Raw genomic sequence first — 12,955 nt, 5'->3', positions numbered from 1 at the left:
GGAGGCACCCAGATACCCCGCGGCAAGAGGAATGCCGAGCCCCAGTGACCTGACGTTGTAGGGATCAGCGGTCGGCGACACATGCTCGTCCTGCGCATAACTGTGGTGAGCACCCGACACCGTCCAACGCAGCGCGCGCTGTTCACCCCGCGCTATGGCGGCCCTGTGCTCGGCATATACGGCAGAGTCATCACGCCGCATTCGTTTCCCGGACGTTGCCGGTCCGCCCTGACGGATAACGAAAGGATGGATGCGCGGCACAAGGATGGGCCTGGCAACCGACAGCAGAACCACAGTTCCTACACTCAGCAGCATGGGGAGAAGCCCCGCGTAAACCGCCAGCAACGCACCGCCGCTAAGGAGCGCCCGGAAACCACCCATAACGAGAGCCAACGCAGCAACGCCCTTGGCGCTGGCCCGCACCTTTGCCCCTGGGACCGCTTCCCGGCGTAATTGCCGGGTTGTCGCCTCTGCTTACTTCCTTGAACCTGCCAAAGGCTGGATGCCTATCCGCCCAGGGCTCCTATATCAATCAGCTTTCTGGCCGTCTCGAGCTGGCCGGCCACTACCACCAGCGGAATCAGGGTGGAGAAGACATATTTTCGGATGAGGGCGGCCTTGCCTGGGCGGAGAGGCCGTCGCTTACCAATCCACCAAATCAACACCATCACTACCGAAGGCATGATCATCGCGTAAGGAACCGAAATCTCATCCACACCGCGCCGGCCGCTGAAAGGTAGCCGCGTACCGGAGGGGACGTTCTGGAGCACGTAGACCGTAAGCCCAACGCAGATCAAGAGAGCAAGTGCATACAAAACGTCACGGATGAGGGCAGCCTTTTTCGCGGAACGTGCATCCGCAGTGATCTGCTTTTCCGCTACCTCTGACGGTGCGCCACCCGATTCCAGACTATGGCTCATCTTGTTAGTTACTCTCCCGTTCTTGAACCTGCTGGTACATTGCCATTCCGGAATCAATATTCTCACCGAGATGTTCGACGAAATAGGCACTGCTTCCGCTGTAGGACCCTGCATGGGACCCGAAACGCATTTCCGCACGAGTAATTTTCTCCCGCAACGGTTTTCTTCGTGATACCGCTGGCAACCCCGCAGTTTGTATCTATGTTTAGCTGCAAGCCGCTTTCATCACAGTTGTTTAAATTACCACTCCGTTGTTTATTCCCCGGCAATCGTGTCGGTGACGAAGTTCTGGGCAATAGCCTTCCCGGCAATCCAGGCAGATAACCTCCCGCCTGCGAACCGAGTTCTGAAACACCGGCGGAAACGACCGAGCCAACCTTCGCTGACCACGCTCCCTGGTGAACAGGGATTACGGCAGAGGGTCCAGCGACGGGTGCGACGGCGCCGGCGTCGGCGCCGGCGTTCCCGATGGGTGGTACAGCCCGGCATACTGCTCCAGCGTGATGCCGGCGTCGTGGATCTTCCCGGCCGCAGCGGGACCCACATAGCGAAGATGCCAAGGCTCGTAGGCGTAGCCCGTGACGTGCTCGGCACCTGCCGGGTAGCGGACGATAAACCCGTACTGATGGGCGTTGGCCGCTGCCCATGCTCCGGCGCCCGTCCCCTCGAAGCAGGCCTGCAGTGAGCACGCCCCGTCGGCGGCGCCGATATCCACGGCCAGCCCGGTCTGGTGCTCGCTGTGGCCCGCCTGGGCGGAAATCGATTCAGCCAGGGCGGATCCGTAGCGGCCGGCATAATCGGCGTGCAGCGCGGCCTGGGCTTCGGCCGTCCGGAAGCCGCTCACCGCGGTGATGGTGACGCCGGCCCCGGCGGCATCGGCTGTCATCCGGGCAAACGCATCGGAGGCTTCCCGGCGCAGTGCCACGCCGCCGGCGTCGGCCAGGTCCCCGGGCGCATAAGCGGGGTCCAGGAGCGGACGTTCCTTGTTGACGACCACAAAGACGCTGGCCGGGGAGTCGAAATCCTGTCCGGCAGCCGGCGTCGTTCCGGCCGAGACCGGCTGGTCGAGATGGAAGAGATAGGCCTGGAGCCCGAGGCACACGCAGCCAAGGATGGCGATGTGTGCGGTGATGTGCTGGCGCGGCATGGTGTTTCCCTCCCCGTCCACTTTCCCATAGGCCGGGGCCCTGCAAAAACCTTGTTTCCCTCAAAACCTCAGGATAAATTTAGGCGGCCGATCCTTTTTCCGTTCCCGGAGCCCTCCGCGGAACCCTCCGTACAAGCTAGGTGAGCTTCGTTTTCCGGGAGAACACCTTCTGCAGCAGGATGAACAGCAGCAGAAGCGCGCCGATGACTATCCGCGTCCACCAGGAACTCAGGGTCCCCTGGTAGGAGATGAACGTCTGGACAATGCCCAGCACCAGCACCCCGGCCAGGGATCCGACAACATACCCGTAACCTCCGGTCAGGAGGGTTCCCCCGACCACCACCGCGGCGATGGCGTCCAGTTCCATCCCCTGGGCGGCGAGGCTGTAGCCGGAGAGACTGTAGAAGGAAAAGAGGATGCCGGCCGTGGCGGAGCAAAACCCGCTGACCGTATAGACCAGCACTTTGGTCCGCGGCACGGCCAGCCCCATCAGCCTTGCCGAGGCCTCTCCCCCGCCGATTGCGTAAACCGTCCTGCCGAAACGCGTGTGGTGAAGCAGATAGAACGCGCCGGCCACGAAAAGCAGGGCAATGATGACACCGGGCGAGACGAACATGTCGTCCGGCAGCGGGATCCGTGCCTGCGCCATGGACGTGAAGAACGGGTCGGTGACGGTGATCGCGTCGAGGCTGATGACGTAACAAAGCCCGCGGGCCAGGAACAGGCCGGCGAGGGTGACGATAAACGGCTGGATTTCAAACACCTGGATCACCAGGCCCATGGCCAGCCCGAACACTGCCCCGGTCAGCAGCACCACGGCGATCACTGCGAAGGGGTTCCAGCCCGCCTGCAGCAGGGCGGCGGCAATCATCATGGAAAGCGCGACAACCGACCCCACGGACAGGTCGATCCCCCCGGTCAGGATGACAAACGTCATCCCCACGGCCAGCACAATCAGGAAGGTGTTGTCGATCAGCAGGTTCAGGAACACCTGTCCGGAAAAGAATCCCGGATAGATCAGGGATCCAGCGGCAAACATCGCGAAGAACAACGCGATGGTCGCCGCAGTGGGGGCGTATTTGGCCTTGCCCTGCAGCCGGCTGATGCGCTGCCGCGTGGCCGGGGCGGAGGGACTGGTGAGGACTGACATCAAAGCGCCGCCTTCGTTGCGGGAAGTGCCGGAGCCGGACGCCTGCGTTGCCGCAGCAGTGTCCGCGCCTTCGGGGATTGAAGCAGGCACACCAGGATGACCACGAGCGCCTTGAAGACCAGGGTCACCTCGGGCGGAATGCCGAGCGTGTAGACAGTGGTGGTCAGGGTCTGGATGATGAGGGCGCCGATCAGGGTGCCCACGAGGCTGTAGCGTCCGCCGGCCAGCGAGGTGCCGCCGATGACGACGGCGAGGATGGCGTCCATCTCGATGAAGAGCCCGGCGTTGTTCGCATCTGCAGCGGTGACGTTGGAACTGATCATCAACCCGGCGACGGCAGCGCAGAAGCCGCTGAAGATGTAGACAATCCAGAGGATCCGCCGTGCGCTGAGGCCGGCCAGCCGGCTTGCCAGGGGGTTGATGCCCACCGATTCAATTTGTGTTCCCAGTGCCGTACGCCGGGTCAGCAGCGCTGCCCCGGCGAAGGCCAGTGCTGCTATGAGGATGGAAATAGGCAGGGTGAGGAAAAACCCCGCTCCGATCGCGTGGAAGGATTCGTTGGACACGGAAATGATCTGTCCGTCGGTCACGAGCTGGGCCAGGCCGCGGCCCGCCGTCATCAGCACCAGCGTGGCAATGATGGGCTGGATGCCGATGATGGAGACCAGCAGCCCGTTCCAGGCACCCAGCGCCACCCCTGCGGCCACCGCGATGGCGACGGCGGTGGCCGCCGTCGAGAATGATCCCGGATTGTCCGAGTTGTAGATGTAGGTGCAGGAGACGGCGCCCGCGATGGCCGCCACGGCCCCCACTGAGAGGTCGATTCCCCGGGACGCAATCACGAGCGTCATGCCCAGGGCGATCAGGAGGGTGGGCGCACCGTTGCGCAGGATATCGATCAGGCTGCCGTAGAGGTGGCCGTCCTGAACCCGGACCAGCAGGAAGTCGCTGCGGAATCCCTGGTTGAGCAGCAGCAGCAGGACAAGGGCCAGGACCGGCCACAGCAGCCGGTGCCTGAGCACCCCGGTCATTCGCCTGTCCCGGCGATAATCGTCATGACATCCTCCATGCTGACTCCCTGGTTGGGCAGGTCGGCGACCATCCTGCGGTCCTTGAGGACGGCAATGTGGTCGCTGAGGCGCAGCACTTCCTCGAGTTCCGCGGAAATAAAGACAATGGACATGCCCTGGTCGGCCAGGCTGCTGATGTGCATCTGGATCTGCGTCTTGGCGCCAATGTCGATGCCGCGGGTGGGTTCATCGAGAATGAGCAGCGCCGGGTTCGTGATCAGCCAGCGGGCCAGGAGCACCTTCTGCTGGTTTCCGCCGCTGAGGTCGCGGATCAGTGCGTCCTTGTTCGCGGGCCGGATATCCAGCGTTTCAATGAACTTGTCCGCCAGCTGGTCCTGCAGCTGACGGGGGACTTTCCGAAGCCATCCTTTTCGCGCCTGCATGGCCAGGACCATGTTGTCCTTGACGGACAGGTCGCCCACCAGGCCCTCTTCCTTGCGGTTCTCCGAGGAAAAACCGATGCCCTGTTCGATGGCCGTGCGGGGGCTGCGAAGGGAGCGCTCCGCACCGCGGATCCGGAGTTTGCCGATGTCCGCGCGGTCCGCCCCGAAGAGCAGCCGCGCCGTTTCCGTGCGCCCGGACCCCAGCAGGCCGGCAAGGCCAAGGATCTGTCCCGGGCCGATCGAGACAGTGACGTTCTCCACCGATCCCTTCCGTCCCAGGTTCTCCGCCTGCAGCACCGGCCGGCTGTCCCGGTCGCCGGCTGCCGGCCGGATGTCCCCGCGGTCCAGCTCCTCCAGGACTTCCAGGTCCTTGCCGATCATCTTCTTGATCAGTTCCATGCGGGGCAGTTCGGCCGTCCGGTACTCGCCCAGCAGTTTGCCGTTCCGGAGTACGGTCATGCGGTCGGAAAGGTCGTAGACCTGCTCCAGGAAGTGCGAAACGAACAGGACGGCAACGCCCCGGTCCCGGAGGGCGCGGACCACGTCAAAGAGCTGCTGCACCTCGTCCGCGTCCAGGCTGGAAGTGGGTTCGTCGAGGACCAGGACCTTCGCGTCGATCTGGACGGCACGGGCGATGGCCACCAGCTGCTGAATGGCTATGGAGTGGGTGGACAGCACGGAGCCGGGGTCGATGTGGCCGAGTTGGAGCTGCGCCAGGACGGCACGGGCTGCCCTTCGGACCTCTTTCCAGTGGATGTGTCCGAACCTCCGGGGTTCCCGGCCCAGCAGGATATTCTCTTCGACGGTCAGGTTCGGGCACAGGTTCACCTCCTGGTAGACGGTGCTGATCCCCGCCTCCTGTGCTGCCGACGGCGTGGCAAACTCCCGGGGCCGGTCCGCGACGGTAATGGAACCGCCGTCGGTCCGGTAAACCCCGGTGAGGGCTTTGATCAGGGTCGATTTACCGGCCCCGTTTTCGCCCATGAGGGCGTGGACTTCCCCGGGAAAGAGTCGAAAGTCCACGCCGTCCAGAGCTTTCACGCCCGGAAATGCAACGGTGATACCGCGCATTTCCACCACGGGAGAGATTGCTTCCATGGTTAGTACTTGCGGTTCGGCAGGGCTTCCTTCGCCTGCTCAGGGGTGAACGCAGTTTCTTCAACAACCACGCGGGCGGGGACGTCTTCGCCGTTGACCACCTTCTCGGCGAGATCCATCAGCTGCTCGCCCAGCAGTGGGTTGCACTCGACGATGAAGTTGATTTTTCCGTCCGCGAGGGCGGTCATACCGTCTTTAACCGCATCCACGGTGATGATTTTGATGTCTTCCCCCGGCACCATGCCCGCGGCCTCGATCGCTTCGATGGCGCCCAGTCCCATGTCGTCGTTGTGGGCGTAGACGACGTCAATGTCCGGGTTGTTCTTCAGGAATGCCTCCATCACCTGCTTGCCGCCGCTGCGCGTGAAGTCGCCGGTCTGGGACTCGACAATCTTCAGGTCCGGATCCGCGGCGATGGCCGCTTCGAAGCCTTCCTTCCGATCGAGGGCCGGGGCGGCACCGGTGGTTCCCTGCAGTTCCACAATGTTCACGGGCCCGTCAGTGGCCGCGCTTTCTTCGACGAGCCATTCCCCGGCCGTCTTGCCTTCTTTGACAAAGTCCGACCCCAGGAAGGTTGTGTAGAGGGTCGTGTCCGATGAATCGATGGCACGGTCGGTGAGGATCACGGGAATGTCGGCGTCCTTGGCCTCCTTCAGGACGGTGTCCCAGCCGGATTCGACCACCGGAGAGAAGGCAATCACGTCCACCTGCTGCTGGATGTAGGAGCGGATCGCCTTGATCTGGTTCTCCTGCTTTTGCTGGGCGTCGGTGAACTTCAGGTCCACGTCCGCGGCCTTCGCGGCGTCCTGCACGTCCTTGGTGTTGGCCGTCCGCCAGCCGCTCTCGGCGCCTACCTGGGCAAAGCCCATGGTGATGCCGTCCTCCGCGCCGCTCCCGCTATCGGATCCGCCGCCGCAGGCAGCGAGACCGAGGGCTGACACGGCGAGAACCGCTGTAAGGGATTTCCGAAACACTGCTGCCTCCTGAAGTCAGTCCGCAGCCAGGAAAACGCACCTTCGTTGCTGCGTGGGCGCCATGCCCTGGCGCTAGTGTTACCGTTCACATTGCTGAGGTCAAGGGTATTTTCCAAGATCGGGCGCTTCCTGCTCCACCAGGAAGTCCGGGCCGTCCTTCGCCTTAACCAGCCATGGACCGCTGCGTACTGCAGCGGCCCATGGGCGGATGGTTCCTTGCGTGCCGGTTAGACGCCGGCCGGCACCTTTGCGTGCTTCGGCTCGTGCGCAGCAGGTGTCTCGGCGTCCACCGGATGGCTCTCGGTGCGCGGCGGCTTGAAGTGGTCAATAACCGTGACCACGGCCAGCGACACCGCACCCCAGATGCCGAGGGTTCCCAGGTGGGACCAGACGGTGTCCGAGCCGAAGTAGAGGATCGAGCGGATCGATTCCACCGCGGCCGGCATCGGCAGCACCTCATGCAGGAAGCGGAAAATCTCCGGTTCCATGTAGATGGACATGGCCGCACCGGAGGCCGGCACACCGAGGAACATCAGGATGCCGATCACCGGGAGGATGGCGAGCATGCCCATGAACCGTTCGAAGACCGCCGTGAACATGGCCATGGAGAAGATCGCGACGGCGCCGGCTCCCCAGAGCGGCAGGAAGTGCCCGTCGATCGCCCCGACGAAAACGTCGGCGATGACCCAGAGGAAGGCCGACATGCCGACGGCCCAGGCCGCGACAATGGGGATCAGTTTACGCAGCGGACGGCTGGCCGGAGCCGCCGTCGAGCCGACCACAATAATCATGAAGCCGGCCATAATCCAGCCCATGGCAAGGTACATGGTGGCCATGCCCATGGAGTCCGAGTCCTTCAGCGGGGCCACGTTGTCGGAGGTCAGTTCCATCTGCTGGCCTGCGGCCACCTGCCCGAACACCGAGGTGAGGACCTGCTGCTGGCTTATGCCCGCTGCCTGGTTGGTAATGAGCGTGGCGGCGGGGTTTTCGGCCGAGGGCAGGACGTAGGCGCCCACCACCGTCCGGTCCTGCACCTGGCTGCGTGCCTCGTCAGCGGAATCCATGGCACGGAGGTCAAACAGGCCGGACATGTTTTCATCCAGGCCGGCGACGGCCTGTTCTGCCTGTTCGGCGGTGGAGCCGACGACGGCGACCGGCATGTCGCGCGGCGTGGGTTCGTACATTGCGCCCAACATGAACGAGAGCATCATCGTGACCATGGCCAGCGGGAAGAAGGCCAGGGTGCCGTAGCGCCAGCGGCGGGTCTTCGGGCGCGGTCCGCCGTGCAGCGAGGCGACGTTGATTGCCGGCGGAGCGGCGTTCGGCTTGCGGCGGCGCTGAACCGCATCGAGGATGAGGGTGAGCAGCAGCGAGACCACGGCACCGATCACGAGCACCAGCAGATGGGGCCCGGCACCGTTGCCGTCGAAGTACAGGAAGGACCGCAGCGACTCACCGGTGGCGGCCGCGGGCAGGAAGCTGTGCAGATACGGGTAGAGACCCGGCATGGTGTGCACGGACATGCTCATGTTGGATGCCGGAACACCCAGCACCATGAGGAACAGCATGCCGGCGAGCACGGCCATCGGGCCGAGGATCCGGGTGAGGAACAGCTGGACGCTGCCGACGGCGAAGACGGTCAGCCAGGACACGCCCAGCACGGCGGCGGAGTGTCCTTCCACAACGCCGAGCATCGGACCCGTGACGGCCCAGACAAGGCCGGCAATCAGCGCGGCCCATCCGGCCAGCAGCGGAACGAAGCGGCGGAAGCGAAGCAACTCGGGTGAGTTGGACAGGACCAGGCTCAGCGGCATGTAGCCGGCAAGCATCAGCGCGGTGGTGAGGAACATTGCACCCAGGCCGGCCATGTCGTGGTCGGGCAGCGGAGCCAGGTCCTCGGACTGCAGGGTCAGGCCCTGTCCAAGAACCTGCGGGGCAAGCAGCGCCGTCACGGTGCTGGACTGCGAGGCGCCGGCGGCACTTGCCGTATACACCGACGCGGTGCCTTCGGTAAGCGACACTGCACCGGAGGTTTTCCGGTCCAGGACCAACTGGCGTGCCTCGGCGTCGGAACCGACTACGCGGACGTCGACGGCGTCCGGATCCGCGGCTTCCAGGGAGTCCGCAAAGCGTTCCGCCTGCTGGCCGGTGACGGCGATGGGCATGTCGTTCGGTGTCGGTGCATGCATGGCCACGAGGTAACCGCCCACCAGCATGGAGACCATCAGCAGCGGCATCAGGAACATCGCCACGTAACGGCCGATCTTCTCTGCCTTTGCGCGCTTTGCCGCGGCAAGGTCCTCGGTGCCGGCATCCGGAGCCTGGGTTTCGCGGGTCGGATCCGTATCCGGCGGAGAGCCCGGGGATGTCGGGGAAGTACTGGTCAAGGACGTGCTCCTGTAGCTGAATTCAAGGGTGATGGTGCGAAGTGCGCGTCAACGCGATCGTCAAGGCGGGGTCTGTGGGACCGACTCGTCAAAATTACGCCATGTGGCGTAAATTGGGTAATCGAAGCCGCAGTAACGCCGACACAAGGGATCACATATGGGACAGCACGGCGAGAAGGCCCGCGAAACCCTGCTCGATGCCGCCGAGGAGCTCTTTGCCCGCTACGGCATCGACGCCGTGTCCAACCGTCGCATTGCCGAGCATGCCGGCACTGCCAACCATTCCGCCGTCGCCTACCATTTCGGCGGCCGGGACGAACTGATGGAAGCCTTGATCACCCGCCATCTGGAAGACACCCACCGGCGCCGGGCAGCACTCACCGAACAGCTCGACGACGACGGCGCCGCCCTCCACGATCTTCTCGCCTGCCTGATCCTGCCCTGGGTGGACCATCTGGCATCCCTTCCGGTGCCGAGCTGGCGGGCGCGTTTCCTGCATCAGATGCGCGCGGTGCCCTCCATGAAGGCCCTCTTGAACCGGACGGCCGTCGCCAGCCCCGTCACGGAGGACCTCATCCGCCGTACTGCTGCCGCCGTGGGCGACATCCCCACCTCCGTGCTCCACGGCCGGTCGTGGATCCTGGGCAGCATGACCATCGGGGTCTGCTCCGAGTACGAGTCGCGCATCCATGACGGAGCGGAGACTCCGAACTGGACGGGAGTGGGTTACTTCCTCATCGATTCCTGCGCGGGGATGCTGTCCGCCCCGGTGACCCACCCCGGCGACTTCATTACCCAGCCCTCCCCGGTCTTCCTGCTCTAGGTCGGCCCGCTCCGGTTCGGCGGTGCGTACCGCCCCCAAAGATCACGCCTCGACCGATGCCGGGACCAGCTCTGCCCTGCGGCGGCCGAACATCCGGTCATAAAGCACCGCGAAGACCAGGGCCAGCGCCACGGCTATCAGGATGAGAATAAGCATGCCGATAATCCCGCTCTGCAGGCCCGCGTCGGCCTGGGCGTCAAAGTACAGGACCGCCCGGTTCGCCGTGGTCATGTGGTACAGCGGCTCGGCGCGGGCGATGAAGGTGAAGAACCCTGGCAGCGCCTCCAGCGGCACCACTCCGCTGGCGGCCGGCAGGCCCATAAACACCACGTAGATCAGCGAGAGCACCATGCCGATACTGCCGAACAGGGTGATCAGCGCCGTGGTCACCGCCGAGACCGTGACAATGGACAGCCAGGTGGTGAGGAAGAACCAGCCCCCGTGCGGGATGGGCATTCCGACGGCGGAGGCCACCCACATCATCAGCCCCGCCGTGGGCAGCGCCCCCAGGACCACGATGCCCCACTTGATCAGGTAGGTTTTCCAGCGGGCCGGCTGCAGCCGCGGGCCCAGCGCGAAGCGCGGCCCCATTTCCACCGGCGCCACCCCGAGCCGCGAGTCGACCAGGAAGTGGATGGCCACGGAGCCGCTGACTCCCACCACCATCAGCAGCACCGAATAGAAAAACGCCCCCATGCCCAGGGCCGTCCCCTCCGGCGGGGTTTCATAGGCGGTGGTGGTGACGGAGATCGGTGCCCGGAGCAGGTCAGCCGATGTGCCGTCAACAGTTGGCGCCACCTGCTGCTGCACCTGTGCCGGCAGGCCCAGCTCCCCGAGTTCGCGCTGTTGCTCGGCCCGGGCTTCGCCCTGCGCCGCCTGGGCAGCCGCGGTCAGTTGCTCGCCAAGGCCGGTGTTCGCCCGTTCCAGGGCCGGGTCGACGGCGGACGTGGCCAGGCTGCTGGCCAGCGGCCCCGCCTGTGGATTCGTGTAGACGGTGATGGACGGCCGCGTGACTTCCGTGTCGCTCAATGCACCGCTCACCAGCCCCAGCGCATCGGCTGAGAAGGATTCCGGAATGAGGACGGCGGCATGGATCTGTCCCTTGCGCAGCTGCTCTTCGGCCTCGTCCGGGGACAGGACCCGGAGGTCGATTTCGTCCGACTCGGAGAAGCCCTGCTGCATCTGGTCGGTGATGTTCTGCCCGAGGTTCTGCGGGCTTCCGCCGTCGGCCGGCGTCGCACCACGGTCCTCGTTCACCACAGCCACCGGAAAGTGCTTCAGGTGGTCCCCCGGGCTGCCGAGTCCGCCGATGTAGAGGGCGGTCCCGGCGCCGCCCAGGAGGAGGAGCACCAGCAGCGGCAGCAGCCAGAACCGGGGTGACGCGTAGGTGCCCGAACGCGCTGCGGGTCGGGACTCCCGTTGCCGGGGAGTTTCTGAATGTGCGGGCATGGACTGACCTCTCAGCTGAGCCTGAGCGCGGATGCGTCCTACCGTTCGAGGGTAACCGCGGCGCGGGGGCTGCGGATATAGCGGTGCGCCCGGCTGCGTCAAGATGGCCGATACCCGTGCCGTCACCGCGCCCGTTGCCGGGCGGGGCGCGTGAAGCTAGCCTCGGGATGTGGATGACCTCACCCTTGCCAACCTGCTCAGGCTCGAACACGAAGGCTGGCAGTCCCTGTGCCGCGGCCAGGGCGGCGATTTCTACGGGGAGCTTATGACTCCGGACGCCGTGATGGTCCTGGTCAACGGCATGGTGCTGGACCGCCCGGCTATCGCCGTTTCCCTCAATGCGGCGCCGCCGTGGTCTTCCTACCGCATCACGGATGAACGTTTGGTGGCGGCGGGCACCGGGGCAGCAGCGCTGGCCTACCGTGCGACGGTGCACCGCGACGGGCAGGAGCCGTTCGAGGCGCTGATGTCCAGCGTTTACTGTCTCCTCAACGGGCGGCTCCGGCTGGCCCTGTACCAGCAGACCACGGTCACGCACTAGCTCCTTGAGCTTGCCGCGGCGTCCCGGCAACTACCCGCTTCGAATAACTCCGCTACGCCTCCCCCAGCACCCGAAGCAGTGCATCCAGCACCTGCGCCTGCCCCTTGACGAGCTTCGTCCGGGCAGCGGGCTCGGGAAACCAGCCGGCCCGGTCGATCTCCGGATACTCGCGCACCTTGCCCGAGCCCCTGGGCCATTCCAGCTCGAACGTGTTGCTGGCAATCCGCTCCGGGTCGAAGTCCGCCTCCGCGGCGAACACTGTGACGGTTTTTTGCGCCGACTGCCGGAAGCTGCCCAGCAGCACATACTCGGCCTCCGGCGCCTCAGTCCCCATCTCCTCGGCGAACTCCCGCAGCGCAGCGGCCAGCGGTTCCTCGGCCGGAAGGTACTCCCCCTTGGGAAGAGACCAGGCGTGCTCGTCCTTCCGCGCCCAGAACGGTCCGCCCATGTGGCCGATCCACACCTCCACCCCCGCCGCAGCCCGCCGGTACAGCAGGATCCCCGCACTCGTGATCATGGCCGGGAGCCGTCCCCGGTGCCGGTGTCCGCAAACCCGAAACTGACAATCGGCGGCAGGCCTGTCCGCAGCCGCTCGAAGACGTACCTTTCATGCGGCACGACGGCGTCCGGTAGATCGTCCAGGGCGAACCATTCCAGCCCGGCCGCCTTGCCGGGTTCCATGATCCGCGGCTCCCCCTGCCACGCGCTGCACAGGAAAAAGAAGTCCACCCGCTCATCCACTGCCTGGCCGCCGCCGTTGCTCCGGTGCATGGAGGTCAGGGGTACAACGTCGCCGGGGGCCACCTCGATGCCCAGTTCCTCCCGCGCCTCGCGCACGGCCGCCTGCACCGCTGACTCCCCGGCTTCCACATGGCCGGCGGCCGCCGTCGCCCAGTAGCCGTCCAGATAGCCGGTGCCCTGCCGCAGCTGCAGCAGCACGGAGTCCCTGCGCTGGAACAGGAGGTAACTGGCGGGCACAACTTGGAACGGGACGGTCAACGGACTTCTACTCC

General features: G+C 65.1%; 12 protein-coding genes. 2 read left to right on the top strand and 10 right to left on the bottom strand.

Features of this window, described 5'->3' with window-relative positions; translation table 11 throughout:
• Positions 1 to 506 precede the first annotated feature (506 nt).
• From N2K95_RS07690 to N2K95_RS07660, 7 genes are all read right to left on the bottom strand, one after another.
• On the bottom strand, positions 507 to 920 hold the full coding sequence (locus N2K95_RS07690; RefSeq protein ID WP_260653596.1) for a hypothetical protein: 414 nt from the start codon (positions 918 to 920) through the stop codon (positions 507 to 509).
• 409 nt (positions 921 to 1,329) lie between these two features.
• Positions 1,330 to 2,067 carry a M15 family metallopeptidase gene (locus tag N2K95_RS07685; protein ID WP_260653595.1) on the bottom strand — a complete coding sequence of 246 codons (738 nt, stop codon included), beginning with the start codon at positions 2,065 to 2,067 and terminating at the stop codon, positions 1,330 to 1,332.
• A gap of 136 nt (positions 2,068 to 2,203) precedes the next feature.
• A complete protein-coding gene (yjfF, locus tag N2K95_RS07680; RefSeq protein WP_260653594.1) occupies positions 2,204 to 3,307 on the bottom strand; it encodes a galactofuranose ABC transporter, permease protein YjfF in 1,104 nt (367 codons plus the stop codon).
• On the bottom strand, positions 3,217 to 4,248 hold the full coding sequence (locus N2K95_RS07675) for an ABC transporter permease (protein WP_260653593.1): 1,032 nt from the start codon (positions 4,246 to 4,248) through the stop codon (positions 3,217 to 3,219). Before N2K95_RS07675 ends, yjfF begins: the two co-directional genes overlap by 91 nt.
• Positions 4,245 to 5,768, bottom strand: a complete 1,524-nt coding sequence (locus tag N2K95_RS07670) for a sugar ABC transporter ATP-binding protein (RefSeq protein ID WP_260653592.1) — start codon at positions 5,766 to 5,768, stop codon at positions 4,245 to 4,247. The genes N2K95_RS07675 and N2K95_RS07670 overlap by 4 nt, the downstream gene beginning before the upstream one ends.
• Before the next feature lie 2 nt (positions 5,769 to 5,770).
• Positions 5,771 to 6,709, bottom strand: coding sequence for an ABC transporter substrate-binding protein (locus N2K95_RS07665; RefSeq protein ID WP_260653591.1), 939 nt, complete (start codon positions 6,707 to 6,709; stop codon positions 5,771 to 5,773).
• A 260-nt stretch (positions 6,710 to 6,969) separates the two neighbouring features.
• Complete coding sequence (locus N2K95_RS07660; protein WP_260653590.1) at positions 6,970 to 9,129, bottom strand: ABC transporter permease; 2,160 nt, start codon at positions 9,127 to 9,129, stop codon at positions 6,970 to 6,972.
• A 157-nt stretch (positions 9,130 to 9,286) separates the two neighbouring features.
• Here N2K95_RS07660 and N2K95_RS07655 point away from each other — a divergent pair, with 157 nt between their 5' ends.
• The gene (locus N2K95_RS07655) at positions 9,287 to 9,952 is read left to right on the top strand and encodes a TetR/AcrR family transcriptional regulator (protein WP_260653589.1); all 666 of its coding nucleotides are present in this window, start codon (positions 9,287 to 9,289) and stop codon (positions 9,950 to 9,952) included.
• A gap of 42 nt (positions 9,953 to 9,994) precedes the next feature.
• Here the strand turns inward: N2K95_RS07655 and N2K95_RS07650 are convergent, their stop codons facing one another.
• Positions 9,995 to 11,401: a YhgE/Pip domain-containing protein gene (locus tag N2K95_RS07650; protein ID WP_260653588.1), complete on the bottom strand. Its 1,407-nt coding sequence runs from the start codon at positions 11,399 to 11,401 to the stop codon at positions 9,995 to 9,997.
• Between the two features lie 169 nt (positions 11,402 to 11,570).
• Here N2K95_RS07650 and N2K95_RS07645 point away from each other — a divergent pair, with 169 nt between their 5' ends.
• Entirely contained in the window at positions 11,571 to 11,942 is a 372-nt protein-coding gene (locus N2K95_RS07645) for a nuclear transport factor 2 family protein (RefSeq protein ID WP_260653587.1), read from the top strand.
• 52 nt (positions 11,943 to 11,994) lie between these two features.
• On the opposite strand, the gene N2K95_RS07640 is transcribed toward N2K95_RS07645, so the two are convergent.
• Together N2K95_RS07640 and N2K95_RS07635 are read right to left on the bottom strand one after the other, a co-directional pair.
• Positions 11,995 to 12,459: an NUDIX domain-containing protein gene (locus N2K95_RS07640; protein ID WP_260653586.1), complete on the bottom strand. Its 465-nt coding sequence runs from the start codon at positions 12,457 to 12,459 to the stop codon at positions 11,995 to 11,997.
• A complete protein-coding gene (locus N2K95_RS07635; RefSeq protein ID WP_260653585.1) occupies positions 12,456 to 12,941 on the bottom strand; it encodes an NUDIX hydrolase in 486 nt (161 codons plus the stop codon). The genes N2K95_RS07640 and N2K95_RS07635 overlap by 4 nt, the downstream gene beginning before the upstream one ends.
• Positions 12,942 to 12,955 lie beyond the last annotated feature (14 nt).

Origin of the sequence: Arthrobacter zhaoxinii, assembly GCF_025244925.1 — a bacterium.
GTDB lineage: Bacteria > Actinomycetota > Actinomycetes > Actinomycetales > Micrococcaceae > Arthrobacter_B > Arthrobacter_B zhaoxinii.
Note: the sequence above shows the minus strand (reverse complement) of the source record. Positions and strands in the feature narration are given on the sequence as shown.